The following is a 22,664-nucleotide window of genomic DNA, read 5'->3' on the forward strand; positions in this document are numbered from 1 at the left end:
CGGAGGCGGGGATCCATAACCTCTACCCTTTCGGCTCGATCCGCCACGCTGGCGCGTCTGGATTCCCGCCTACGCGGGAATGACGAAAGTGGCTCGCATGCCTCGCTGCGCTTGCACGCGTGACTCATCCCCGCCACATCAGCGGCTACGCGTTGCAAAGGGATCAGAATGTCCGTCAGCCCGATCGATTTTGCGAGCCTGCTCTGCTCGCGCCTGTGCCATGACCTGCTGTCGCCGGTCGGCGCGCTCAACAACGGGCTGGAGCTGCTCGGCGACGAGAACGATCCCGAGATGCGTACCCGCGTCTTTCAGCTGCTCAGCGAGAGCGCGCGCGCATCCGCCAACAAGCTCAAGTTCTTTCGCCTTGCCTTCGGTGCCGCCGGCGGGTTCGGCGAACAGGTCGACGCGCGCGAGGCGAAGACCGCGATCGAGGGCCTGCTTGCCGACAACAAGCGCACGCAGTTCAACTGGTGGGTGGAAACGGAGACGCTGCCCAAGTCCGCGCTGAAGGTGATGCTGAACCTCGCCCTGATCGCCAGCGAGGCGCTGGTGCGCGGCGGCACGCTGGATGTCGGCGGTGAAGACAATGGCGGGCAGCTGGAGATCGTCGTCAAGATCGAGGGGCCGCGCATCATCCTCGACCCCGAATTGCGCCGCACGCTGACCGAGGGCGAGGGGGCCGAGGGCGTCACCCCGCGCGCCGCTGCCGCCTATCTGGTCCACACGCTCGCCGCCCAGGCCGGTGGCACGGTGCTGGTCAGCGAACCGGCCGAGAATGTCATGATGTTCGGCGTCGCCTTTCCGAACGGCTGACCGGAGTCGGGCGCCGCAGTAAACGCGCTCTTAACCCCTCATCCGCCATGACCCCACGCGACTATCGCCCGGGGACCCATGGACGACCTGCTGCAGGAATTCATCGCTGAAACCCGCGAGACGCTCGACGCTTTGTCGGGCGAGATCGTCGCGTGGGAAGCGGATCCGGGCGATCGCGCGCGGCTGGATGCGATCTTCCGCTTCGTCCACACGGTAAAGGGCAGCTGCGGCTTCCTCGATCTGCCGCGCCTCGCCCGGCTGAGCCATGCCGCCGAAGATGCGCTGGCGACGGTGCGCGACGGCCGCCGCACGCCGGATACCGCGCTGGTCGATGCCGTCCTCGCGATCGTCGACCGGATCGGCGACATCGTCGAGGCGATCGATGGCGGCGAAGCGCTGGACGATGCGGGCGAGGACCTGCTGATCGCGGCATTGGCGGAGGATGCGCAGCCGGTCGCGTCGGTCCAGTCGGCGCACCTGCCGCGCGTCGGCTCCCGCTCCGTCCGGCTGAACGTCGACCTGCTCGACCGGATGATGAGCGGCATGTCCGACATGGTGCTCGCCCGCAACGAACTGGCGCGACGGCTGCGCGATGCCCCTATCGATCCTCTGGTCGAGGCGGCGCTGGAGCGCCTGTCGCTGACCGTCGCCGACATGCGCGATACCGTCACCCGGACCCGCATGCAGCGGATCGACGCCTTGTTTTCCGCCTTGCCGCGCATGGTGCGCGATACCGCCGGTGAGCTCGGCAAGCAGGTGGCGCTGACCATTGAGGGCGCCGACGTCGAGCTGGATCGCGAGATGATCGAACTGATGCGCGATCCTTTGCTCCACATCATCCGCAACGCGGTCGACCATGGTATCGAAGCGCCGGCGGACCGCCGCGCCGCGGGCAAGCGCGAAACCGGCCGCCTGGTCGTCGCCGCGCGCCAGTCCGGCAACCAGATCCTGGTCGAAATTACCGACGACGGCCGCGGCATCGACGTCGAACGTCTGGTCGAGAAGGCCAAGGCGCAGAAGATCCTGACCGCCGGCCAGGCCGCCACGATGGATCATGCCGCCAAGCTCGACCTCATCTTCCATCCCGGCCTGTCGAGCCGCGATACGGTGACCGCGATTTCGGGGCGCGGCGTTGGCATGGACGTGGTGCGCGCCAATATCGAACAGCTCGGCGGGCGCATCCATCTGTCCAGCCAGCCGGGGCAAGGGCTCGGCATCGTCATCTTCGTGCCGCTGACGCTGTCGATCATGTCGACGATCGTCGTCGGCGTCGGTGCCCATCGCTTCGCGATCGCGCGCCAGTCGGTCGACGAAATTCTGCGCATTCGCGGCGAATCGGTACGGATCGACACGATCGGCGATGCCGCGGTCGCTACTGTGCGCGGTCGCCGCCTGCCGATGGTGTCGCTCGCCGAGTTGATGGGGCTAGCCGGGGAGAAGGATCGGTCTGCGACGCTCGCGATCGTATCGACACGCGAAGGCGACTATGCGCTGGTGATCGATCAGGTGATCGACACCGAAGATCTGGTGGTCAAGCCGGCGGCCCCTGCCGTCATGGCGACGGGCCTCTACGCCGGCCAGACGCTGCCCGATTCGGGGCAGCCGATGTTGCTGCTCGACGGATCGGGTATGGCGACGATGGCGGGCCTGCGGTTCGACAAGACGCTGATCGCCGACGAGGCGCCGGTCGAACAGACGCGCGCCGACGCCATCCCGGCGTTGCTGTTCGAGGATCTCGACGGCCAGCGTCGCGTGATGCCGCTCGCGGCGATCGACCGCGTCGAGCCGGTGTCGGTCGACGCGATCCGCCTGACCGCGGGCAAGCTGCGGCTGGCGATCGGCGGGGCGCTCGTGCCCTTGCAGGCCGTCGCCCCGTTCGGCGACCGGCGCGAATTGCCCGTGCTGCGCCTGACCGATGGGTCGACCGAAATCGCCTATGCGATCCACGAACCGGTCGAGATCGTCCATCTGCCCGATCAGATCGCCCCCGTCTTCGGCTGCGGGCCGGTCGCCGGCGTCGCGATCATCGGCGGCGAACAGGTGGAATTACTCGACGCGCATGCATTGTTCGCGGGCGAGGCGCTGCGGCCTGTCGAGCCGCGGCTGTGCCTGTTGCAGGGGGACGGCAGCGGCTGGATGGAAACCTTCCTGCGGCCGATGCTGGATGCGGCGGGCTATCGCTGCGTCACCCAGCCGCCGGCAGACGTGCCCGCCGATGTCGCGCTGGTGATGGACGATCGACCGGTCGCGCCGGCCGTCGCGCGCAATGTCGTACGGCTGCGGCGCGATCCGGGGGTGGGCGAGGGCATTTATCGCTACGACCGGTCGGCGCTGTTCGATGCGCTGGCGCGCGCGGTGGGGGAACGATGATGGAGCTGTTCCTGATCGCCCAGATCGCCGGCCGCGGCGTTGCGATCGCCACGTCGCAGATCGACTCGGTGGTCGACATCGCCGAAACGGTCGCCGTGCCGCGGACCGCGCGCGCGATCCGTGGGTTGGTCGCCTTGCGCAGCCGCGTGGTGACGGTGATCGATACCGGCACCGCGCTCGGCCTTGCGCCGATGCCTGCCCATGCGCGGCGCGCGGTGATCACGCGGGTCGATGGCCATGATTATGCGGTGCTGGTCGACGCGCTCGACGACGTCGCGCTGTTCGACCGTCAGTCGCTCTCCCCCGGCCTTGCCCTCGATCGCGGCTGGGCGCGGGTGGGCGTCGGTCTGATCGAACGCGACGACGAGGCGCTGCTGATTGTCGATCTCGCGGCGATTGTTCCGCAACAGGCGGTGGCGGCTTAACGGCCCGCTTACCCTTGCCTGTCACAAAGGCTCCGAAACGAACACTTCCTTCGTGAAAAGGCGTATCCATGAAGACCTGCCTCGTCGTCGACGATTCGAAGGTGATCCGCAAGGTGGCCCGGCACATTCTGGAAACGCTGGACTTTACCGTGACGGAGGCCTGCGACGGCCGTGAGGCGCTCGACGCCTGTCTCGCGTCTGCGCCCGATGTGATCCTGCTCGACTGGAACATGCCCGTGATGAGCGGCATGGACTTCCTGCGGGCGTTGCGCGAATCGGCTATCCCCTCGCGGCCGAAGGTCGTGTTCTGCACCACCGAAAACGGCATGGCCTATATCCGCGCCGCAATCGATGCGGGCGCCGACGAATATGTCATGAAGCCGTTCGACCGTGACACGCTCGAATCCAAGCTCCAGATCGTCGGCCTCGCCTGAGCGGGTCCTGGTGCATGGCACTGCATCCCCAACCTTTGAGTGACGAGGCGCAGGCGGAGGACGACAGTCCCCCGACGCCGGCCCAGCCGCTGCCGCGCATTCTGATCGTCGACGATTCGGCCGTCACGCGCGCGGTGATCGAGCGGATCGTCACGGCCAGCGGCCGCTATGTCGTCGCCGCCAGCGTCAGCACGATCGCGGCGGGGCTCGCCGCACTGGCGCGGGAGGCGATCGACCTGATCCTGCTCGACATCAACCTGCCCGACACCGACGGCCTCACCGCCTTGCCGGCGCTGCTTGCCGCAAGCAACGCGGCGCACGTGCTGGTCGTCTCGGGCGCGTTGGAAACGGGCGGCGACGTCGCGCAGCAGGCGCTGGACGCGGGGGCGATCGACACCTTATTCAAGCCCGCGGCCGGGCAGCGTATCACCCAGTTCAGCGAATCGCTGCTCGACAAGATCGACCGGCTGCTGGACGTCGATGCCGCGCCCGCCGTGGTCGCGGAACCGCTACCGGCGATGGCGATCCGCACCCCTGTGACGGTGCGGGACGCGGCGGGCGTCTCCGTGCCGCTGGCGACGGCACCGGCGGATTACGACGTGGTGGCGATCGGCGCCTCCACCGGCGGCATCCATGCGCTGAGCGAATTGCTGCGTGCCATTCCCCCCGACTTCCGCCTGCCGATCCTCGTCACGCAGCATTTGCCCGCCGCTTTCATGCCCTATTTCGCGGCACAGCTGGCCGTGATCGGCGGCCGGCCCTGCGATGTCGCCTGCGACCGGATGCGCGTGCGCCCCGGCCGGATCATCGTCGCGCCGGGCGATGCGCATATGCGCTGCGTGCGCCTGCCCGACGGGTCGGCCGCGGTGCGCCTGACCGAGCAGCCGAGCGAGAGCGGCTGTATGCCGTCGGTCGACCCGATGCTGGCCTCGCTGGCCGAGGTGTTCGGCCCCCGCGTGCTCGCCATCGTGCTGAGCGGCATGGGGCGCGATGGCGCCGATGGCGCGCGATCGGTGCATGAGGCGGGAGGCAGCGTGATCGTGCAGGATCGGGTCAGCTCGGTCGTCTGGGGCATGCCGGGCACCATCGTGCAGGCGGGTCATGCGGATGTCGTCCTGTCGCCGCGCGACATAGGCCTGTTCGCCGCCGCCGGACAGCGGCCGTGATCGCCCCGTCGGGCGCCGCTGCCGTGCGACCGCCTGCGGCGGGCAGCACCGTATCGCCCGCGACGCTGCAGATGTTCAGCGCGCTGCTCGAGGCGCGGACGGGCCAGCGGATCGCCAGCTATCGATCCTGGCGAATCGACACGGCGCTGAAGTCGCTGATGCGCGATCGCGGGCTCGGCACGCTCGACCAGCTCGTCGCGCTGCTGCGTGACGGGCGCGATCGGCCGCTGGCCGACGAGGTGGTTGATGCGCTGCTCAATCAGGAAACCTCGTTCTTCCGCGATGCGCCGATCTTCGACCTCGTCGTCGAGGCGGTGGCGGCGGCGGAACGGCGCGGTCACCGGGCGCGCATCTGGTGCGCCGGCTGCGCGACCGGGCAGGAGCCGCAATCGCTGGCGATGCTGTTCGCCGAGCGTGCGGAAGCGGGCGCCCCCATGCCCGAAATCCTCGCGACCGACGTATCCGACCTGGCGCTCGCCCGCGCCCGCGCCGGCCGTTACACGCAGTTCGAAATCCAGCGCGGCCTGCCGATCCGCCAGCTGATGCGCTGGTTCGATGGCGAGGGTGGGGAATGGACGATCAAGCCCGACCTCGCCCGGCGCGTCATGTTCCGGCAGCACAATCTGGTCGCCGACCGTCCGCCGGCGGGCGCGTTCGACGTCATATTGTGCCGCAACGTGCTGCTCTATCTGTCTCCCGAAACCAAGCAGGCCGTCTTCCGCACCTTCGCCGACGCCCTGCGGCCCGACGGCCTGCTGGTGCTGGGGGCAGGGGAGACGGTGATCGGCCAGACGCAGCTGTTCCAGCCGAGCCGGACGCTGCGGGGCTTCTACGAACGGTCGTCCTTGCCGACGTCCGACTGCGGCATTGCCGTGGCATCGCAGGGCCGCGGCGGCGCCTGACCGCGGATCATCCGGCCCCTCTTACCTAGCTCGCCCGGCTCGGCTAACGTGCATCGCCATGGACCGTCTCGACACGCCCTCGCCGAACTTCGACGAGCGGACGCTGCCGATCAGCATGATCGTGCTGCACTACACCGGCATGCAGGATGCCGCCTCCGCGCGCGCGCGCCTGTGCGACCCCGAAGCCAAGGTTTCGTCGCACTATCTGCTCGACGAGGACGGCACGCTCCATCAGCTCGTCGCTGAGGAACACCGTGCCTGGCACGCCGGCGCGTCGCATTGGCGCGGCATCACCGACGTCAATTCGGCGAGCATCGGGATCGAGATCGTCAATCCGGGGCATGAATGGGGCTATCGCCCGTTCCCGGAGGCGCAGATCGAGGCGTTGCTACCGCTGGTTGCGGACATCAAGGATCGCCACGGCATCACCCGCGGCAACATCGTCGGCCATTCCGACGTCGCGCCGGTTCGCAAGCGCGATCCGGGCGAGCTGTTCCCCTGGCACCGGCTCGCCCGGCTGCGCCTCGCGCTGCCGCGGCCGACGCGCAACCTGCTCGACCCGATGTGGACGCAGGCGGGCTTTCTGCTCGCGCTGGAACGCTTCGGCTATGACGTCACCGATCCGATGGCGGCGATCATGGCGTTCCAGCGCCGTTTCCGCCCCGAACTGATCGACGGCGAGATCGATGCCGAATGCCGCATGATCCTGCTCGCGCTCTTGCTTCCCAAACCGCAGGGGGATGACTGACCTTTACGAACCGCGCGACAGAGCGCGTTTCGGTGGCACCGCTTCCCTAGCGCGTCTTATCGCGCTAGGGCGAACACCGTCAGAGGGTCGGGCGGCCGCGGGCACCGCAAGGTGCGCGAGGAAAGTCCGGGCTCCGCGAAACGACGGTGCCGGGTAACGCCCGGCGGGGGCGACCCCAGGGACAGTGCCACAGAGAGCAGACGGCCACTCCTTCGGGACGGTCATGGTGAAAGGGTGCGGTAAGAGCGCACCGCGCGACCGGTAACGGAAGCGGCACGGCAAACCCCACCGGGAGCAAAACCGAATAGGGACGGCACATGGGCTTCGTTTCAGCTCGTCGTCCGGGTTGGTTGCTGGAGGCGGCGCGCAAGCGTCGTCCTAGAGGAATGGTCGCCCAGTCCCTTCGGGGATGGACAGAACCCGGCTTAAAGACCCTCTGGCGTTTACTCGTGGCGGTAGGGCGGTTGCGCGGCGGCGCCTAGCGCTTATGTGGACGGGGATGGCGCGTAATCCCACCCGTTCGAACGACTGGGGCTTTCCCCGCTGGCGCGGCTACGGCTCGTCGCGCGAGGCGACCACGGTCCGCCTGTGCGACCGGCACGGCTGCGACGCGCCGGGCAATTGCCCCGCACCCAAATCGCCCAACAGCCCCGATCGCTGGTATTTCTGCGAGGCGCATGCCGCTGAGTACAATCGCGGCTGGAATTATTTCGAAGGCCTGTCCGCCGAGGAAGCGGCCCAACGCGAGGCCTCGGAAAGCCGCACCGCATCGGGCTATGCCAACGCCAGCCATTACGCCTGGGGCGGCCCCGGCGACGGCAGCCGCTCGCGCGACGAGATGCGCGCACTGGAAGCGCTCGAGCTGGAGAGCGACGCCGATTTCGATGCGGTGAAGGCGGCGTGGCGCCGGCTCGCCAAGGCAAACCATCCGGACGTCCGCCCCGGCGATGCCGATGCGGCGGTCCGCTTTCAGGCGGTACAGGCGGCCTACGAGGTCTTGCGGACGGCAGAGGAGCGGCGCGAGTGGCGCCCCAGCTGAAGCACGTCCCCAGCGCCTGGTCCGGCGCGGTCCTGGTCTGCGGCAAATGTTCGAAGAAGATCGACGGCGGCTTCGGCAAGAAGGGCCGCACGCCGCTGGCCAAGGTGTTGCGCAAGATCCTCGGGCTGAAGAAGGGTCGCAAGGCGCCGCTCGGCGTGGTGGAAACGCGCTGCCTCGGCGTCTGCCCGCGCGGTGCGGTGGCACTGATCGATGGCCGCGATCCGCATCGCTGGTTGGTCGTACCGCAAGGCGCGGACGTGGCGGAACTGGCGGCGCGGCTGGCGCCGGCGCCTGAGGCGGGCTGACCTTGGCCCCACCCACCCCGTCACCCCGGACTCGTTCCGGGTTCCACTCTGCGGCGAGGGGGCTGGCTGGAGGCGTGAACGTCCCCTAGCGGCCTGGTGGACCCCGGAACTCGTCCGGGGTGACGATGTGAGGGATCAAACGTACCGTGCCGCTGTCTCGCGGATCAGCGCGATCATGTTCGGAATGCCCTGAGTCCGGTTGGAACTCAGCTGGTTCTTGAGGTCGAACGACGCCAGCTCTCCCTCGATATCGGTCGCCAGGATATCACCCGGCGCGCGGTCCTGCACGGTGAGCAGCACCAGCGCGATGATCCCCTTGGTGATCGCAGCATTGCTGTCCGCCAGGAAATGCAGCGTGCCGTCGTCGCGGCGCGTGGGATACACCCATACCGACGCCGAACAGCCCCGCACCAGCGTCGCCTCGGTTTTCAGCGCATCCGGCATGGGCTCGAGCGCGCGGCCCAGGTCGATCAGCAACCGATAGCGATCGTCGGCATCCAAGAAGTCATATTCGTCGCGAAGGTCGGCGAGGCTGGTCATGCCAAGCGCGGTACAGGCGAGGGCAGGGCGGGGCAACCGGGTGCGGGGTTCGGCACGTATCCCGGTTCCCGGTCGTGCTTGCCCGCGACACCCCAACCGTCATCCCAGCGAAGGCTGGGATCTTCCGGCGATGGCACGCCTGGCGCCGCTGGGGTGACGTTCCAAACGGATCGCCCGGTCGCGCGCAGTCCCCACATCTCACAGACACGAAAAAGGGCGGCCTCCTTGCGGGGGCCGCCCTTGTTCTGTCGCTTTGGTCGGCCGTCATGGGCAAAGCTCATGACGTCGAAGCTCGGCTCACGCCGAGCCCGGCCGGCCTTGCGGAGGGGGCGGGCAGCGTGCTGCCCTGCTCCTCCGCTGCGGCTTACTTCAGCTCGACGGTCGCGCCGGCTTCTTCAAGCTGCTTCTTGACCTTCTCGGCCTCGTCCTTGTTCACGCCTTCCTTGACCGGCTTCGGCGCGCCCTCGACGAGAGCCTTCGCTTCGGTCAGGCCCAGGCCGGTGATCGCGCGGACTTCCTTGATGACGTTGATCTTCTTGCCACCGTCGCCGGTCAGGATCACGTCGAACTCGGTCTTCTCTTCAGCGGCCGGAGCGGCAGCGCCACCGCCAGCAGCCGGAGCAGCGGCAACAGCCGCAGCGGCCGAAACGCCCCACTTCTCTTCGAGCATCTTCGACAGCTCAGCGGCTTCGAGGACGGTCAGTTCGCTCAGGCTCTCAACGAGCGCGTTCAGGTCTGCCATGGTACTTCCTTCATAGTTCGGGGCATCGCCCCGGAGTGTCGTTCACAAAATCGCTTGAGGCCAAGCGCCTGAAAGATCAGGCGGCTTCCTTCTCGGCATAGGCCGACAGCACGCGCGCGATCTGCGCCGCGGGAGCCTGGGTGATCGTCGCGAGCTTCGTTGCCGGAGCAACGATGAGGCCCACGATCTTCGCACGCAGTTCGTCCAGCGACGGCATGGTGGCGAGCGCCTGCACACCGGCTACGTCGAGAGCCGTCGCGCCCATCGATCCGCCCACGATTTCGAACTTGTCGTTCGTCTTCGCGAATTCGACCGCAACCTTGGCTGCGGCGACCGGATCGACCGAGGAGGCAAGGCCGACCGGGCCGGTGAGCATATCGCCCAGCGCGCCATAGTCGGTGCCATCGAGTGCGATCTTGGCAAGCTTGTTCTTCGAGACCTTGTAGGTCGCGCCGGCATCACGCATCAGATTGCGCAGTCGCGTGGACTGCGCCACCGTCATTCCGTTGTTGCGGGTGACAACCACCACGCCGACCTCGGAAAAGGTGCGATTCAACTCGGCAACGGCCGCGGCCTTTTGAGCACGATCCATGCCATTCTCCACGTTTGAGAAGGCCACGCGAAGCGGCCCTCCCGGTTACAAACCGGCAGGGGAGAACCCCGGCCGGGGTTGTCCATCGATGGGGAAGGGCACCCGTGAAGGTGTAGCAGACCGACGCGAGGCTAACCCCAGGCGGTCCGTCAAATTCCTGTCCCCGTCTCGGCAGGACATTAAGCCGCGGCAAATTCCGCGGCACCTGCTGTCTTGGACGGATGCACGACAGGCGAACCCGCCGGCAAGGCCGCGCACATAGCGGAAATACCGCCCGAGTCAATCATGCGCATAGGTCCTCCCCCAACGGGAGGCGTGTCTTCAATCCGTCATGTTCATTTCATCCGGCCGTCATCCGATCGCAATCCCCCTGCCGCTTTCCCCCGCCAAAACGGGGATCGCACCGCCGGCCAAAGGGCCGCGATATCGGGGGAATTCCATCATGACCATGCTCGACCAGCCGGCCATCGGCTATGACGACGGCGACATCGACACCAACGTCAGCGCGAACGGCCATATCAACGATCTAATCGCGCTCCGCTATTCGCGCCGCCAGACGCTGCGCGGCGGCCTGTCGGCGATGAGCATGGCGGTGTTCGGCGGTGCGATGCTGGCGGGCTGCGACAAGGACGACACCCGCCGCGCGACGACGGTGACCGCGGGCGATGCGACCAGCACCACCAGCGGCAAGACGGTAACGTTGGTCGGCACGGTCACCAGCGGCACGGCGAGCAGCACGGGCTGGACGCAGACGAGCGGCCCGACGGTCGCGCTGAGCACCACGTCGACCGGCACCGCCACCTTCACCGCACCTGCGGTGACGCAGAGCACGGTCCTCGGCTTCCAATTCGCCAGCACCTCGTCGGATGGCATCCGCTCGATCGCCGACACCAGCGTCACCGTCGCGCCCGCGATCCTCGATTTCACCGCGGTGTCGAAGAGCCTGGCCGACGTCGTCGCCGTGCCCTCGGGCTATCAGGTGGCCGTGCTCTACCGGCTCGGCGATCCGATCAACGGCAGCGTCGGCGCCTATGCCAATGACGGCAGCGATACGACCTTCTCGGCGCGCGCGGGCGACCATCACGACGGCATGAGCTATTTCGGCCTCGCCACCAGCGGCACCACGCCGGATGCGGGCAACAGCAGCCGTGGCCTGCTGGTGATGAACCACGAGAATATCACCGAAAGCTACCTTCACCCCAACGGCCCGACCAACCTGTCGTCGGGCGTCCGCCCGACCGCCGAGGTGCTGAAGGAGATGGAATGCCACGGCGTCAGCGTGATCGAGATCACGCGCGGCACCAGCGCCTGGAGCTACAGCAGCACTAGCAGCTTCAACCGTCGCATCACGACGTTCACGCCGACCAGCTTCTCGGGGCCGGTGGCCGGCAGCGCCCTGCTCTACACGGCCTATGCCACCAACGGCCGCACCGGCCGCGGCACGATCAACAATTGCGCCAACGGTCGCATGCCGTGGAACACCTATCTGACCGCGGAAGAAAATTGGGCGGGTTATTTCCGCCGCGATTCGGGTGACAACACGCGCCGCGCCGCCGCGGTGGGGGCCAAGTCGGTCACCGCCTTCTCCCGCTACGGCCTCAGCGAGCGTGCCGGCAATTATCGCTGGACCTTCTCCGACGCGCCGACCTCGGGCGACACGACCCGCGTCGCGAAGTTCAACGCGACGATCGATCCGACCAAGGCGGCCGACGGCACGCAGGATTTCCGCAACGAACCCAATCAATACGGCTGGATCGTCGAAATCGACCCGTTCGACCCGTCGTCGACCCCGCGCAAGCGCACCGCGCTCGGCCGTATGAACCATGAAGGCTGCGTCGTCGGCCGCACCATCGCCGGTGTTCGCCCGGCCTTTTACATGGGCGACGATGCACAGAACGAATATCTCTACAAATTCGTCTCGGCGACGCCCTGGTCCGATGCCGACGCCACCGCGAGCAACCGCCTGGCGATCGGCGACAAATATCTCGACAGTGGCACGCTCTACGTCGCCAAGCTCAACGCGGACGGCAGCGGCCAGTGGCTGCCGCTGGTGTTCGGGCAGGGGCCGCTGACCGCGGGGAATGCGGCCTATGCCTTTGCCGATCAGGCCGATGTGCTGACCCACGCCCGCCTTGCCGGCGACGCGCTGGGCGCGACCAAGATGGACCGTCCCGAATGGACCGCGGTCAATCCGGTCAACGGCCAGATGTACCTGACGCTGACCAACAATTCGTCGCGCACCGCCGCCAATACCGATGCCGCCAACCCGCGCGCCTATAGCGACCCCAAGACGACCGGCGGCCAGACCAACGGCAATCCGAACGGCCACGTCATCCGCCTGCGCGAAACCGGCGACACCAGCGAGGCGACGAGCTTCACCTGGGATATCTACGCCTTCGGGGCGGGCGCGGACCTCAATCCCGCCAACATCAACTTGTCGAACCTCGACGCGACGAACGACTTCTCGTCACCGGACGGCCTGTGGTTCGCGCGGCCCAGCAACGTCGCAGGGCAGGGGACGCCGCTGATGTGGATCCAGACCGACGACGGCGCCTATACCGACGTCACCAATTGCATGATGCTGGCCGCTATCCCCGGCACCGTCGGCGATGGCGGAACGCGGACGATCACCAACAGCCTGAACGGCGTCACCGCCAGCCAGACGACGCGGATCGGCAAGGCGCCCGGCACGTCGCTGAAGCGCTTCCTGGTCGGCCCGAAGCAGTGCGAGATCACCGGCATCGATTCGACGCCGGACGGCCGGACGCTGTTCGTCAACATCCAGCATCCGGGTGAAAACGGCGGTCCCGCCAACATCACCAGCAACTGGCCGCAGAGCCAGGCGACCGGCACCGGCACCGGCCGTCCGCGCTCGGCGACGATCGTCATCACCAAGACGGATGGCGGAATCATCGGCCTGTGATCTGACCGTGGCGACCGCGGGTGCCGGTCACCCGCGGTCGTTTGTTTCAAAAAAAGTCCGCTTTCGACCCGTGTCGGGAACCTCCCGTTAAAGACTGGCGCGGCATAGCAGTGCCTATGACCCAAAGTGCCACCCCTCTATCGTCGATCGTGGGCCCCTTTCGCCCAGGGGGGCGGCCGTGAAGCAGCGGGAGCCGCGCCGTAAGGTGATGGTGCGCGCCCGTATGCGCCGCGGCACCGGCTGGGGCGACGTCACGATCCACAACATGTCGTCGCGCGGGCTGCTCGCCACCGCGGACGAGGAATACCGCCCGGGCACGGTCATCGAGATCCGGCGTATCCACCACATCATCGTCGGCCGCGTCGTCTGGGCGAAGGGCCAGTATTTCGGGGTCCGCACGCAGGACAAGATCGACATCGACGGCATCGTGTCGGCCAAGCCGCCGGCGCAGAAGCCGGGGACCGAGGGCGGCGCGTCCGGCCCGGACCGTCGCGGCGCCAATCGCGCCGTCTCCGTTGCCGAGCGGGAGGAGAAGAGCCGCCGCTTCGCCGCGCGCTTCCAGTTCGTCATCATGCTGATCGGCATCGGCGCGGCAGGGCTGATCGCGGTGCAATATGTGTCGGGCGTGCTGTCCACCCCGCTCGCCGCCGTCAGCGCTGCACTCGACGGCAAGTAAGCCCGCCGGGGCGTTCCAGGCGCTTCGTCACCCCGGACTTGGTCCGGGGTCCACCGGGCCGCGGGAGCGTTTTCGCCTTTGGTCGTCCCCCCTCGCCGCGGAGTGGACCCCGGAACGAGTCCGGGGTGACGGGTGGGTGGGACAGCCGTTCCGAACCACGTCCAACGTGAGAAGGGCCGGGATCGCTCGCCATGCGGCGGAGGCTGATTGGGCCCGTCGGGTCGTTCCAGACGCTTCGTCACCCCGGACTTGGTCCGGGTCCACCGGGCCGCGGGGGCGTTCTCGCCTTTGGCCGTCCCCCTCGCCGCGGGGTGGACCCCGGAACGAGTCCGGGGTGACGATCGAGGTGGGGCGGGCTTTCGGGCATCGTGCCCGCACGCAAAAAGGGCCGGGATCGCTCCCGGCCCTTTTCGTTGTTCCGAATGAACGGAAAGGCTTACGCGCCCGCGACCTCGGCGGTGTCGACGCGGATGCCCGGGCCCATCGTCGAGCTGACGGCGACCTTGCGGACATACTTGCCCTTGGCGCCCGACGGCTTGGCCTTGACGACCGCATCAACCAGCGCGTCGAAGTTGCGACGCAGGTCTTCCTGGCTGAACGACGCCTTGCCGATGCCGGAGTGGATGATGCCGGCCTTTTCGACGCGATACTCGACCTGACCGCCCTTGGCGGCCTTCACCGCTTCGGCGACGTTCATCGTCACGGTGCCGAGCTTCGGGTTCGGCATCAGGCCCTTGGGGCCGAGCACCTTGCCGAGGCGGCCGACGACGCCCATCATGTCCGGGGTCGCGATGCAGCGATCGAAGTCGATCGTGCCGCCCTGGATCGTCTCCATCAGGTCTTCCGCACCGACGACGTCGGCGCCGGCGGCGCGCGCTTCGTCAGCCTTCGGACCGCGGGCGAAGACGCCGACGCGGACGGTCTTGCCGGTGCCGGCGGGCAGCGTCACGACGCCGCGGACCATCTGATCGGCGTGGCGCGGATCGACGCCCAGGTTCAGCGCGACTTCGATCGTCTCGTCGAACTTGGCGGTGGCATTCTGCTTCGCGAGCGCGATCGCCTGATCGACGCCGTGCAGCGTTTCCGGGTTGATGGCGTTCGCCTTCTGCTTCTTGGTCAGCTTGGCCATTCTATCAGCCCTCCGTCACTTCGAGGCCCATCGCGCGGGCGGAGCCTTCGATGATCTTGGTCGCAGCCTCGATGTCGTTGGCGTTCAGATCCTTCATCTTGGTCTGGGCGATCTCGGCGAGCTTGCTGCGCGCGATCTTGCCCGCGACGACCTTGCCCGGCTCCTTCGAACCCGACTTCAGGCCGGCGGCCTTCTTGATCAGGAACGACGCCGGCGGCGTCTTGATCTCGAAGCTGAACGAACGGTCGGCATAGACGGTGATCTTGGTGGGCAGCGGGGTGCCCTTGTCCATGTCGGTCGTCTGCGCGTTGAACGCCTTGCAGAATTCCATGATGTTCACGCCGCGCTGACCCAGCGCCGGGCCGATCGGCGGGGCGGGCTTGGCGTCGCCTGCAGGAACCTGCAGGTTGATGTAACCTGTGATCTTCTTTGCCATGTCACTCTCGTTTCAAGTTTAGCGGTCCAGACGGGCCGGGGCCCTCCCGCAAGCATTCCAGGCATGAGCGTGGAAGCGCGGGCCCTTACGCGCAAAGGCGCGCGGGGGCAAGGGGGTGCGGGTTGATATGGACCCTGCGGCGGCTACGACAGGGAGGTGTTCCCTCACGCCCGTTCGTCGTCACCCCGGACTTGATCCGAGGTCCCGCTTCTTCTGCCACCGTCGGATAGAGCGGGACCCCGGATCAAGTCCGGGGTGACGGTGTTAGGCGCACGCAGTGGGCATTGCGCGCGTCAGGATCTATGCGACGCGGCGCCCCATGTCGCGCTCGTCCAGATACGGTGCGACGATCCCCATCGCGCGATAGCGGTCCTGCACCTCTACCGGGAGCAGCGCCAAGGCGCGGATGACGCCGCGGCATTCGGGGCTGCCGCAGGCGCATTGCATCGACCAGTCGGGGTCGGCGAGCGTGGTGGAATAGTCCCAGGCGATCTCCTCGCCCGGCGCGATCGGGCGGAGCGCAACCAGGAAGACGCCATCGTCGGTAAAGCGCAGGCCCGCATTGGGCGAACAGCTATGGTTGATCAGATCATCGATCCGCCCGGACGGCCCCATGTATCGGTCGCGCCCGATCTGCAGGTAACGGTCCGACGCGCCGCTCAATCCCTGCGGCAGACGCGCGGCGGGGACGATCGGGCCGGAGAAGCGCACGATCGTCTCGGCCTGGGCGAAGCCCTGCGCCGCGAACACCGCCTTGCCGATATGCGTCTCGCCGACCGCAAACGGGTTGGCGGGCAGATAGGCGTCGAGCACGCGGAGCTTGCCCTCGCGCCGCCCGAACGACCGGATCGGGTTCAGAGTCGCCAGGCCGACCATGAACCAGACGCTGGCGTGGCACAGCAACTCGACGACGACATAGGCATATTCGCCCACGCCAGACCCCGGGCTGCGCATCGTCACCAGCAGCGTCGCCATATCACCAAGCGTCCACAGTCCCCAGGCCGGCGAGCGTTCGCGGGCGCGATCCTCCCACACGCTGGCCCAGGTCGGCCAGAAGCCCAACGGCACCGCCGCGACGACCAGCATATGCGCCCAGAACGTCTCTTGCAGCGGTAGCCACAGGATGATCGCGGCAAGGCTCGCCGCCATGCAGATCGTCTCGGTCGACGACGGCCGCGTCCAGCGCGACCGGCGCCACATGGCGAGCGTCACGACGATGCAGGCGAGCGCGGAGACGATGAAGACGATGCCCTGCGGCTCGCCGGGATTGACCGCGACATAGGTGGCGGCCTCGACCCCCGTCGCGACCGTCCAGATCAGCCAGGACGCGCGGCTCGGCTCAAGCAGATGCCGCCGCAGCCCTGCTAGATAAATGGCATAGCCCGACAGGCTCAGCACCATCGCCACGATGAACCAAGGTTCGACCGTCATTCCCCCACCTTCTTGGTGAACAGGGCGTAAACGATGATGGTAAATCCGTCGAGGGGGCGGGGGCGTGTGGCGGTACGAGCGGTGGCGACGCGCTCCGGCGTGTCCCTGCCTGATGCTGGATTGCCGCGCTGCGCTTGCGATGCCGATCAGGGTCGGGCTGACGTCCTTCGTCACCCCGGACTTGATCCGGGGTCCCGCTGTTGGTGGCCCGCGAAGAAGCGGGACCCCGGCTCAAGGCCGGGGTGACGATGTGGGGGTGGCAGCGTTGGCGTTTTGCGAAGCTTGCGGCGGGGCGGATCGCCCATTTCGAGCGAGGTCTTCGCCTTCCAGCCCGGGGCGACGCAGTGCTGCGGCGGCGTGCGCTACAACGGCAAACTCGGCTGCACCTCGTCCTCCGCCGGCTCCGCGCCCGGCCGCAGGATGCCGGACAGCGTCAGGCCGAGCAGGCGTACGCCGCCCGGCACGGGAAGCTGCGTCGTCAGCAGGTCGATGCCGATGCCGAGGAATGCCGCCTTGCTCGCCACCGGCACGGTCAGCGAGCGGGCGCGGGTGATGGTCTGGAAATCGGCATGGCGCAGCTTCATCGTCACCGTCTTGCCGCGCGCGCCAGAGCGTTCGACGCGCTCCCACGCGGCATCGGCGACACGGGCGAGCGCGGCGTGGAGGTCGGCAGGGTCGGTCAGATTGGTTTCGAAGGTCCGTTCCGCGCCGATCGACTTGGCGGCGCGGTGTGCGCGCACCGGGCGGAAGTCCTGCCCGCGCGCGGCGCCGTACAGATAATCAGCGTAGGAGCCGAAATGCTGTTGCAGGAAGGCGAGCGGCCGGTCGCGCAGGTCGGCGCCGCTGACGATGCCCAATTGCTCCATCCGCCGCGCCGTCACCGGCCCCACGCCGTGGAAGCGCTTGACCGGCAGCGAGGCGACGAAGGCGGCGCCCTTGTGCGGCGGGATGACGCAGATGCCGTCGGGCTTGTTCTGATCCGACGCCAGTTTGGCGATGAACTTGTTGTAGCTCACCCCCGCCGACGCGGTGAGGCCGGTCGTATCCTTGATCCGCGCGCGGATCTGCTCGGCGATCGCCTTGGCCGATCCCAGACCGTGACGGTCTTCGCTGACGTCCAGATAGGCTTCGTCGAGCGACAGCGGTTCGACTGCGTCGGTGTAATCGGCGAAGATCGCGCGAATCTGGTTCGACACGGCCTTGTACACCTCGAACCGCGGCCGCACGAAGACGAGGTCAGGGCAGCGGCGGATCGCGGTGACCGAGGGCATCGCCGATCGCACGCCGAACGCCCGCGCCTCATAGCTTGCCGCCGCCACCACGCCGCGCGCGCGGCTGCCGCCGACCGCCACCGGCTTGCCCCGCAGCGCCGGATCGTCGCGCTGTTCGACCGAGGCGTAGAAGGCGTCCATGTCGATATGGATGATCTTGCGCTGGGGGGGCGTCGCGCCGTCGGCCATCGCCAAGCCATCCCGCCAATCCCATCGCAGATCAAGGCGTTGCCGTTGCGTTTGCGGTAGAACGAAGCATGACCAACCCATCACCCGACCCGGCACCGGGCAAGACCGCGCTGCTGCTCATCGACATGGTCAACGCGCTTGATTTCGAGGGCGGGGACGATCTGCGCGCCGCGACCGAGGATATCGTCGCGCCGATCCTAGCGCTGCGCGCGGCGGCGGATGCGGCGGGCGTGCCGGTGATCTACGTCAACGACAACAACGGCCAATGGCATTCCGAACGCACGCGGCTGGTCGAGGAGACGCTGGCCAAGGACACGCCCGGCCGCGCGGTAACGCAGGCGCTGCGCCCGCGCGACGACGATTATTTCATCATCAAGCCGCAGTTTTCGGGCTTCTACGCCACCAACCTTCCCGTGCTGCTGCCGCAATTGGGGGTGAGCCGGCTGATCCTGACCGGCGTCGCCGCCGACATCTGCGTGCTGTTCACCGCGGCGGATGCGCATATGCGGCAATATGATCTGTGGGTGCCGGGCGATGCGGTGGCGGGTAATCACCCCGAGCGGACGCGCTGGGCGCTGGAGATCATGCGCAACAGCATGGACGCGCTGGTCGACCCGACGGCGGAGATGACGCTGGGCGCGTGGGTGGCGCGCGGGTAGACGCTGACCCCGTCACCCCGGCCTTGAGCCGGGGTCCCGCTTCTACCCCGGTCGGCCAATAGCGGGACCCCGGATCAAGTCCGGGGTGACGGGATGGTCGGAGATCAGTCCTCCGACGCCAATACCGCCGCCACCTCATCCTCCGAAATCCCGAACGCGCCGGCCAGCCCCGTCACCGACGCGCCGCGCTTTGCCAGCACGCGGATGCGATCGGCGTCGACCAGCGTCGTATAGCCGCGCGTGTCGCGCTGTTCGCGGACGACGTCCTTGCGGCCGGAGCCACGCGGGCGGCGTGCCTCGCGGGAATGGGGGTCGTGTGCCGCAGCCTGTTCCTCGGCCTCGCGACGGGCGGTGCGCGCCTGTTCGCGCTGTGCCGCCTCTGCCTCGCGCTCGGCGGCGCGGGTTTCGAGGCGGCGTTCGGTGTCCGCAACGCGCGCTGCGGCGCGGGCTTCGCGCGCCTGTGCACGTTCGGCGGCGCGCGCGTCGGGGCTGGCGTTGCTGCGGACGCGAAATCCGGTGGAGGGGCCGACGCCCCAGCTTTTGTCGACCACGGGGCCTCAATCCTGATGAACGGGGCTGCGCGCCTAGCAGGTCGTCGCAGACGGCGACACCATCGGCGATGTCGAACGTTGTCGCCGCCGTAATGATTGCGAAGGAGCCTGCCATGACCGCCATCCGCTGCCTGATCGCGCTGCCGTTGCTGGCGCTCGGCGCCTGTGGGTCGGGCGGCGGGTCCGCCTCCACGAGCGGCGAGGCGGAGGCGACGCCGATGGTCGCCGCGAGCGCCACGCCGCGCGCGCTATCGACCCCCAGGCCGGCGCGCACCACCGCCGCCGCGGCACAACCCGTGTCCTGCGCCGCGGAGATCGGGTCGGCAGCCGCGGCGAAGCGGGTCGCGATCTGCCGCGACGTGTCGCCCGCGACGCATCCGCCGTGCAACGCCGTCAATAGCTGCGCGATGATCGAGGATGAGATCGCGCGGTCCTGCGCGCTGTTTGACAGACAGGGACCGGCGGTGCCCGGCTGCACCGTCGATCCGACCAGCGGACGGGCCGCGGCCGATGTGGTGCGGCTGTATTATTCGGCGATCAACGCGCGCGATTATGCCACCGCCTGGACGCAATGGGGCGACGATGGCCGACCGGGCCAGACCTTCAAGGGCTTCGAACAGGGTTTCGCCAAGACCCGCGCCACCCGCGTGACGATCGGCACGCTGCCCCCGGCGGAGGGGGCCGCCGGCTCCGTCTACCAGACCGTGCCGGTTACGGTGGAGGCAACGACGGAGAGCGGCGCGCGCCAGCGATTTGCGGGTAGCTATGTCGTGCGCCGGGTCAACGGCGTGGACGGGGCGAGCGCGGCACAACTACGCTGGCATCTTCAGTCGGCGACGTTGAAGCCGGTCGCCTGACAGCCGGCCGCCGGCGGCGGCGCGTCGCCTGACGTTACAGGTCGACGCCCGCCGCGATCGCTTCCAGCTTGCGGATGCGTTCCTTCAGGTCCGCGATCTCGATCCGCGATCCTGCGGAATGAACGGGGGGCATGGCGTCGGCCTGCGCATCCAGCTGCGAATGCTTCAGCGTCAGCCAGCTCCGCCAGCCCGAGAGGCCAGCGGTGGTTACCATGGCGAGGCCGGCGAGGCCCGACAGCGACAGCGTCAGATACAGTTCGGGATCGGTCATCGTCCGTCTCCTCAGCGGTTGCGCAGCCGCTCGATCTCGCGGTCGAGATCGGACGTGCTGCGATTGTCGGTGATCACGCGCTCCAGCACCTGGATGCGCTCTTTCAGGTCGCGCACCTCCTGGGTAAGGCGGCGGGTGTCGTCGGTTTCGCTATAAGCAGGGCGCTCGGACCCACGCGGGCCGAAGGCGTTGAAGCGGGCGCGGAGCACGCCGCCGATCACCACCAGCGCCACGATCGCGACGACCATTTCTGCGGGGTTCATGCGTCTGTCCTTCCCTGTGACAGAAAATGGGGGGAGGAGTTCAGTTGACCGGCAGGCGCTTCACCGCCGGCTCGTCGCGCAGCCGTTCGATCTCCTGCGCCAGATCGGCGCCGCGATCGGTGACGATGCGTTCGAGCACGCGGACGCGCTCCTCCAGCCGTTCGGTCTGCGCGGCATATTGCGCCGCTTTCTCGGCGACCTTGTCCGCCTCGATCTCCATCCGGCGCTGTTGCAGCGCGAACCAGGGCTTGACGAAGACGCCGCCGAAGATCGCGAGCAGGCCGCAGCAGATTCCGAGGATCGGTATGAGCATCGCGGACATGTCAGTTCGCTTCCAGACGGAGGGCTTCGATCTCGCGATCCAGACGGTGCGAGCGATCGGTGACGATGCTCTCGACGGTGGCGAGCCGTTCCTGCAGTCGGTCGATCTGGCCAATGCGCCGGGCGTTTTCGGCGTCGAGCAGCTCGATGTCGTGACGCGCCGCCAGATCGGGGGCGGAGGTGGCTTTCTTCACCTTGCGCTGGCCGTACCACTGGATTGCCAGCGTGATCGCGGCGCCCAGCGCCATGCAGAAGACATGATCGGGACCCATGATGCGTGTCCTTTTTAATGGCTGCGCAGCGCGTCGATCTCGCGAGCGGTCCGCTCGGCAGGATCGGTGGCGATGCGTTCGATGACGGCGAGGCGGTCCTTGATCGAGCCCAGTTCGGCGCGCAGCTGCGCGTTTTCCTGGCTGAGCAGCTTGACGCGCTCGACCGTCTCTTCGGTCTTCTGCGGATAGACCGCCTGACCCCAGGCGCCGTCGAGCGGATAGCCGTTCTTGACCCGCAGCCAGGTGGTGATGATCCAGCCGGCCATCGCCATCACCATGATGAGGGCGGTCAGCGGAAACATACCCTGGACGATGGAATAGACTTCGGGAGACATGATGTTATCCCTTTCGCGTCAGCGGTCGCGGAGCGCTTCGATCTCGCGGGCGGTGCGCTCGGCGGGATCGGTGGCGATGCGTTCGAGGACGGCGATGCGTTCCTCCAGGCGGCTGACCTGTCCGGTCAGCTTGTCGTTTTCGTTGGTCAGCAGGCTGATCGTGCGCTCGGCGTCCGGTGAACCCCCGTGGCGGCGCTCGTGGCGGCTGCGCCAGCGGTCGGGTTCGTAACCGTGCTTGACCCGGATCCAGTTGTTGATGACCCAGCTCATCGGCCCGACCGTGAAGATCGCCACCGGAACGAGCACTCCCCAGTTACTCATTGTCGTATCCCCTCTTTCAGCTCGCGAGCGTTGGGCTCAGCGGAGGCTGTCGATTTCCTCGGCCAGGCGGCTGTTGCGGCTGGTGTAGTGCAGCTCCATGTCGGCGAGCCGGCGGTCGATATCGCGCAGCTTGCTGCGCACTTCGGTGGTCGAGCGCTTCGGATTGCTGCGCACGCCCTGCCAGAACTTGGCGTCTTCAGGCGTGTCGTACAGGTCGTTCGGCTTGCTGTCGGCAACCCAGGCGATCACGAAATAGGCGATGATGATCCACCATTGCTGCGCGATCACGGTGAGGCCGGCGGTGGCGAGGCGGACCCACAGGACCTCCACTCCGGTATAGTCGGCGATGCCGGCGCACACGCCCTTGAACTTGCCGTCTTGCGGATCGAGGTAGAATTTGGTGCGGGCGGACATCTCAGTTCCTCCGGTCGAGCTGATATTGCGGTTGCTGAGCGGTCAGGCTCGGCTTGAAGTCGGGGTTGTCGGCGGCGACGATCCGCTCGACCGTGTTGAGGCGATCCTCCAGCCGGCGGGCGAGATTGTACATCTCGTCCAGCAGCTTCTCGTCTTCGTCGGTGATCTTGGGCGCCTGCTTCCACTTGGTGATGTAATGCAGGATGATCCACGGCAGTCCGACGAAGAGCGTCGAGAAGAGGGTGAGGGGGACGAGAACGTCTTCCATC

29 protein-coding genes and 1 other RNA gene are annotated in these 22,664 nt (G+C 67.7%); 14 read left to right on the forward strand and 16 right to left on the reverse strand.

The genetic code is table 11. The features are described 5' to 3' along the window. The first annotated feature begins 168 nt into the window (after positions 1–168). From ACGVWT_RS13005 to ACGVWT_RS13050, 10 genes are all read left to right on the forward strand, one after another. Complete coding sequence (locus ACGVWT_RS13005; RefSeq protein ID WP_116460760.1) at positions 169–813, forward strand: histidine phosphotransferase family protein; 645 nt, start codon at positions 169–171, stop codon at positions 811–813. 78 nt (positions 814–891) lie between these two features. After that, complete coding sequence (locus ACGVWT_RS13010) at positions 892–3,183, forward strand: chemotaxis protein CheA (protein ID WP_394426688.1); 2,292 nt, start codon at positions 892–894, stop codon at positions 3,181–3,183. Continuing rightward, positions 3,183–3,608: a chemotaxis protein CheW gene (locus ACGVWT_RS13015; RefSeq protein WP_116460762.1), complete on the forward strand. Its 426-nt coding sequence runs from the start codon at positions 3,183–3,185 to the stop codon at positions 3,606–3,608. The genes ACGVWT_RS13010 and ACGVWT_RS13015 overlap by 1 nt, the downstream gene beginning before the upstream one ends. A 68-nt stretch (positions 3,609–3,676) precedes the next feature. Further along, on the forward strand, positions 3,677–4,042 hold the full coding sequence (locus ACGVWT_RS13020; protein ID WP_017978214.1) for a response regulator: 366 nt from the start codon (positions 3,677–3,679) through the stop codon (positions 4,040–4,042). Positions 4,043–4,056: 14 nt separating this feature from the next. Continuing rightward, positions 4,057–5,208, forward strand: coding sequence for a chemotaxis protein CheB (locus ACGVWT_RS13025; protein WP_315462792.1), 1,152 nt, complete (start codon positions 4,057–4,059; stop codon positions 5,206–5,208). After that, a complete protein-coding gene (locus ACGVWT_RS13030; RefSeq protein WP_315462793.1) occupies positions 5,205–6,110 on the forward strand; it encodes a protein-glutamate O-methyltransferase CheR in 906 nt (301 codons plus the stop codon). Before ACGVWT_RS13025 ends, ACGVWT_RS13030 begins: the two co-directional genes overlap by 4 nt. 58 nt (positions 6,111–6,168) lie before the next feature. Beyond that, positions 6,169–6,858 (forward strand): N-acetylmuramoyl-L-alanine amidase, encoded by a 690-nt coding sequence (locus ACGVWT_RS13035; protein WP_116460765.1) that lies wholly within the window; start codon positions 6,169–6,171, stop codon positions 6,856–6,858. 79 nt (positions 6,859–6,937) lie between these two features. Next, positions 6,938–7,302: RNase P RNA component class A (gene rnpB, locus ACGVWT_RS13040), an RNA gene on the forward strand. Between the two features lie 55 nt (positions 7,303–7,357). Then, positions 7,358–7,897: a J domain-containing protein gene (locus ACGVWT_RS13045; RefSeq protein ID WP_116460766.1), complete on the forward strand. Its 540-nt coding sequence runs from the start codon at positions 7,358–7,360 to the stop codon at positions 7,895–7,897. Beyond that, the gene (locus ACGVWT_RS13050) at positions 7,882–8,202 is read left to right on the forward strand and encodes a (2Fe-2S) ferredoxin domain-containing protein (RefSeq protein WP_116460767.1); all 321 of its coding nucleotides are present in this window, start codon (positions 7,882–7,884) and stop codon (positions 8,200–8,202) included. Before ACGVWT_RS13045 ends, ACGVWT_RS13050 begins: the two co-directional genes overlap by 16 nt. A gap of 135 nt (positions 8,203–8,337) precedes the next feature. Here ACGVWT_RS13050 and ACGVWT_RS13055 read toward each other — a convergent pair whose 3' ends face one another. From ACGVWT_RS13055 to rplJ, 3 genes are all read right to left on the reverse strand, one after another. Beyond that, on the reverse strand, positions 8,338–8,742 hold the full coding sequence (locus tag ACGVWT_RS13055; RefSeq protein ID WP_017978220.1) for a SufE family protein: 405 nt from the start codon (positions 8,740–8,742) through the stop codon (positions 8,338–8,340). A 364-nt stretch (positions 8,743–9,106) separates the two neighbouring features. Further along, positions 9,107–9,484, reverse strand: a complete 378-nt coding sequence (gene rplL / locus ACGVWT_RS13060) for a 50S ribosomal protein L7/L12 (RefSeq protein ID WP_116460769.1) — start codon at positions 9,482–9,484, stop codon at positions 9,107–9,109. Positions 9,485–9,560: 76 nt separating this feature from the next. Continuing rightward, on the reverse strand, positions 9,561–10,076 hold the full coding sequence (rplJ, locus tag ACGVWT_RS13065) for a 50S ribosomal protein L10 (protein ID WP_017978222.1): 516 nt from the start codon (positions 10,074–10,076) through the stop codon (positions 9,561–9,563). 448 nt (positions 10,077–10,524) lie between these two features. On the opposite strand from rplJ, the gene ACGVWT_RS13070 reads away from it, so the two are divergent. Both ACGVWT_RS13070 and ACGVWT_RS13075 read left to right on the forward strand, forming a co-directional pair. After that, positions 10,525–12,999, forward strand: a complete 2,475-nt coding sequence (locus ACGVWT_RS13070; protein ID WP_315462809.1) for a PhoX family phosphatase — start codon at positions 10,525–10,527, stop codon at positions 12,997–12,999. 178 nt (positions 13,000–13,177) lie between these two features. Further along, the gene (locus ACGVWT_RS13075; protein ID WP_116460771.1) at positions 13,178–13,675 is read left to right on the forward strand and encodes a PilZ domain-containing protein; all 498 of its coding nucleotides are present in this window, start codon (positions 13,178–13,180) and stop codon (positions 13,673–13,675) included. A 436-nt stretch (positions 13,676–14,111) separates the two neighbouring features. On the opposite strand, the gene rplA is transcribed toward ACGVWT_RS13075, so the two are convergent. The 4 genes from rplA to dinB form a co-directional block, all read right to left on the reverse strand. Then, the gene (gene rplA, locus ACGVWT_RS13080; RefSeq protein WP_017978226.1) at positions 14,112–14,804 is read right to left on the reverse strand and encodes a 50S ribosomal protein L1; all 693 of its coding nucleotides are present in this window, start codon (positions 14,802–14,804) and stop codon (positions 14,112–14,114) included. Between the two features lie 4 nt (positions 14,805–14,808). Continuing rightward, positions 14,809–15,240 (reverse strand): 50S ribosomal protein L11, encoded by a 432-nt coding sequence (gene rplK, locus ACGVWT_RS13085; RefSeq protein WP_017978227.1) that lies wholly within the window; start codon positions 15,238–15,240, stop codon positions 14,809–14,811. 300 nt (positions 15,241–15,540) lie between these two features. Continuing rightward, the gene (locus ACGVWT_RS13090; protein ID WP_315462794.1) at positions 15,541–16,671 is read right to left on the reverse strand and encodes an SET domain-containing protein-lysine N-methyltransferase; all 1,131 of its coding nucleotides are present in this window, start codon (positions 16,669–16,671) and stop codon (positions 15,541–15,543) included. A 362-nt stretch (positions 16,672–17,033) separates the two neighbouring features. Beyond that, a complete protein-coding gene (gene dinB / locus ACGVWT_RS13095; protein ID WP_315462795.1) occupies positions 17,034–18,131 on the reverse strand; it encodes a DNA polymerase IV in 1,098 nt (365 codons plus the stop codon). A gap of 68 nt (positions 18,132–18,199) precedes the next feature. Between dinB and ACGVWT_RS13100 the strand changes: the two genes are divergently transcribed. Continuing rightward, positions 18,200–18,790: an isochorismatase family cysteine hydrolase gene (locus tag ACGVWT_RS13100; protein ID WP_315462796.1), complete on the forward strand. Its 591-nt coding sequence runs from the start codon at positions 18,200–18,202 to the stop codon at positions 18,788–18,790. Positions 18,791–18,894: 104 nt separating this feature from the next. Here ACGVWT_RS13100 and ACGVWT_RS13105 read toward each other — a convergent pair whose 3' ends face one another. Further along, the gene (locus tag ACGVWT_RS13105) at positions 18,895–19,341 is read right to left on the reverse strand and encodes a hypothetical protein (RefSeq protein ID WP_315462797.1); all 447 of its coding nucleotides are present in this window, start codon (positions 19,339–19,341) and stop codon (positions 18,895–18,897) included. A 113-nt stretch (positions 19,342–19,454) separates the two neighbouring features. Between ACGVWT_RS13105 and ACGVWT_RS13110 the strand changes: the two genes are divergently transcribed. After that, on the forward strand, positions 19,455–20,198 hold the full coding sequence (locus tag ACGVWT_RS13110) for a hypothetical protein (RefSeq protein ID WP_315462798.1): 744 nt from the start codon (positions 19,455–19,457) through the stop codon (positions 20,196–20,198). Between the two features lie 34 nt (positions 20,199–20,232). Here the strand turns inward: ACGVWT_RS13110 and ACGVWT_RS13115 are convergent, their stop codons facing one another. From ACGVWT_RS13115 to pspB, 8 genes are read right to left on the reverse strand one after another with little or no spacing between them, the layout of a single operon-like run. Next, entirely contained in the window at positions 20,233–20,469 is a 237-nt protein-coding gene (locus ACGVWT_RS13115) for a hypothetical protein (RefSeq protein ID WP_116460777.1), read from the reverse strand. A gap of 11 nt (positions 20,470–20,480) precedes the next feature. Then, a complete protein-coding gene (locus ACGVWT_RS13120) occupies positions 20,481–20,732 on the reverse strand; it encodes a hypothetical protein (RefSeq protein WP_315462799.1) in 252 nt (83 codons plus the stop codon). A 40-nt stretch (positions 20,733–20,772) separates the two neighbouring features. After that, positions 20,773–21,054 (reverse strand): hypothetical protein, encoded by a 282-nt coding sequence (locus ACGVWT_RS13125; RefSeq protein WP_017978235.1) that lies wholly within the window; start codon positions 21,052–21,054, stop codon positions 20,773–20,775. 1 nt (position 21,055) lies between these two features. Then, positions 21,056–21,325: a hypothetical protein gene (locus tag ACGVWT_RS13130; RefSeq protein ID WP_116460779.1), complete on the reverse strand. Its 270-nt coding sequence runs from the start codon at positions 21,323–21,325 to the stop codon at positions 21,056–21,058. A gap of 14 nt (positions 21,326–21,339) precedes the next feature. Further along, on the reverse strand, positions 21,340–21,660 hold the full coding sequence (locus ACGVWT_RS13135) for a hypothetical protein (protein ID WP_116460780.1): 321 nt from the start codon (positions 21,658–21,660) through the stop codon (positions 21,340–21,342). Positions 21,661–21,678: 18 nt separating this feature from the next. Continuing rightward, a complete protein-coding gene (locus tag ACGVWT_RS13140; RefSeq protein ID WP_315462800.1) occupies positions 21,679–21,981 on the reverse strand; it encodes a hypothetical protein in 303 nt (100 codons plus the stop codon). A gap of 36 nt (positions 21,982–22,017) precedes the next feature. Further along, entirely contained in the window at positions 22,018–22,395 is a 378-nt protein-coding gene (gene pspC, locus ACGVWT_RS13145; RefSeq protein ID WP_116460781.1) for an envelope stress response membrane protein PspC, read from the reverse strand. 1 nt (position 22,396) lies between these two features. Next, positions 22,397–22,663, reverse strand: coding sequence for an envelope stress response membrane protein PspB (pspB, locus tag ACGVWT_RS13150; protein ID WP_116460782.1), 267 nt, complete (start codon positions 22,661–22,663; stop codon positions 22,397–22,399). Position 22,664: the final 1 nt, after the last annotated feature.

It is taken from the genome of Sphingomonas sp. S6 (assembly GCF_043498045.1).
GTDB lineage: Bacteria > Pseudomonadota > Alphaproteobacteria > Sphingomonadales > Sphingomonadaceae > Sphingomonas.

Coding starts and splice junctions, on each gene's coding strand:
- ACGVWT_RS13115 (WP_116460777.1), bottom strand. CDS start 20,469: ATGACCGATCCCGAACTGTATCTGACGCTGTCGCTGTCGGGCCTCGCC.
- rplA (WP_017978226.1), bottom strand. CDS start 14,804: ATGGCCAAGCTGACCAAGAAGCAGAAGGCGAACGCCATCAACCCGGAA.
- ACGVWT_RS13130 (WP_116460779.1), bottom strand. CDS start 21,325: ATGGGTCCCGATCATGTCTTCTGCATGGCGCTGGGCGCCGCGATCACG.
- ACGVWT_RS13010 (WP_394426688.1), top strand. CDS start 892: ATGGACGACCTGCTGCAGGAATTCATCGCTGAAACCCGCGAGACGCTC.
- ACGVWT_RS13020 (WP_017978214.1), top strand. CDS start 3,677: ATGAAGACCTGCCTCGTCGTCGACGATTCGAAGGTGATCCGCAAGGTG.
- ACGVWT_RS13025 (WP_315462792.1), top strand. CDS start 4,057: ATGGCACTGCATCCCCAACCTTTGAGTGACGAGGCGCAGGCGGAGGAC.
- ACGVWT_RS13070 (WP_315462809.1), top strand. CDS start 10,525: ATGCTCGACCAGCCGGCCATCGGCTATGACGACGGCGACATCGACACC.
- ACGVWT_RS13015 (WP_116460762.1), top strand. CDS start 3,183: ATGGAGCTGTTCCTGATCGCCCAGATCGCCGGCCGCGGCGTTGCGATC.
- ACGVWT_RS13125 (WP_017978235.1), bottom strand. CDS start 21,054: ATGTCCGCGATGCTCATACCGATCCTCGGAATCTGCTGCGGCCTGCTC.
- ACGVWT_RS13055 (WP_017978220.1), bottom strand. CDS start 8,742: ATGACCAGCCTCGCCGACCTTCGCGACGAATATGACTTCTTGGATGCC.
- ACGVWT_RS13005 (WP_116460760.1), top strand. CDS start 169: ATGTCCGTCAGCCCGATCGATTTTGCGAGCCTGCTCTGCTCGCGCCTG.
- ACGVWT_RS13110 (WP_315462798.1), top strand. CDS start 19,455: ATGACCGCCATCCGCTGCCTGATCGCGCTGCCGTTGCTGGCGCTCGGC.
- rplJ (WP_017978222.1), bottom strand. CDS start 10,076: ATGGATCGTGCTCAAAAGGCCGCGGCCGTTGCCGAGTTGAATCGCACC.
- ACGVWT_RS13090 (WP_315462794.1), bottom strand. CDS start 16,671: ATGACGGTCGAACCTTGGTTCATCGTGGCGATGGTGCTGAGCCTGTCG.
- dinB (WP_315462795.1), bottom strand. CDS start 18,131: ATGGCCGACGGCGCGACGCCCCCCCAGCGCAAGATCATCCATATCGAC.
- pspC (WP_116460781.1), bottom strand. CDS start 22,395: ATGTCCGCCCGCACCAAATTCTACCTCGATCCGCAAGACGGCAAGTTC.
- ACGVWT_RS13135 (WP_116460780.1), bottom strand. CDS start 21,660: ATGTCTCCCGAAGTCTATTCCATCGTCCAGGGTATGTTTCCGCTGACC.
- ACGVWT_RS13120 (WP_315462799.1), bottom strand. CDS start 20,732: ATGAACCCCGCAGAAATGGTCGTCGCGATCGTGGCGCTGGTGGTGATC.
- ACGVWT_RS13140 (WP_315462800.1), bottom strand. CDS start 21,981: ATGAGTAACTGGGGAGTGCTCGTTCCGGTGGCGATCTTCACGGTCGGG.
- ACGVWT_RS13035 (WP_116460765.1), top strand. CDS start 6,169: ATGGACCGTCTCGACACGCCCTCGCCGAACTTCGACGAGCGGACGCTG.
- rplL (WP_116460769.1), bottom strand. CDS start 9,484: ATGGCAGACCTGAACGCGCTCGTTGAGAGCCTGAGCGAACTGACCGTC.
- rplK (WP_017978227.1), bottom strand. CDS start 15,240: ATGGCAAAGAAGATCACAGGTTACATCAACCTGCAGGTTCCTGCAGGC.
- ACGVWT_RS13045 (WP_116460766.1), top strand. CDS start 7,358: ATGGCGCGTAATCCCACCCGTTCGAACGACTGGGGCTTTCCCCGCTGG.
- pspB (WP_116460782.1), bottom strand. CDS start 22,663: ATGGAAGACGTTCTCGTCCCCCTCACCCTCTTCTCGACGCTCTTCGTC.
- ACGVWT_RS13100 (WP_315462796.1), top strand. CDS start 18,200: ATGACCAACCCATCACCCGACCCGGCACCGGGCAAGACCGCGCTGCTG.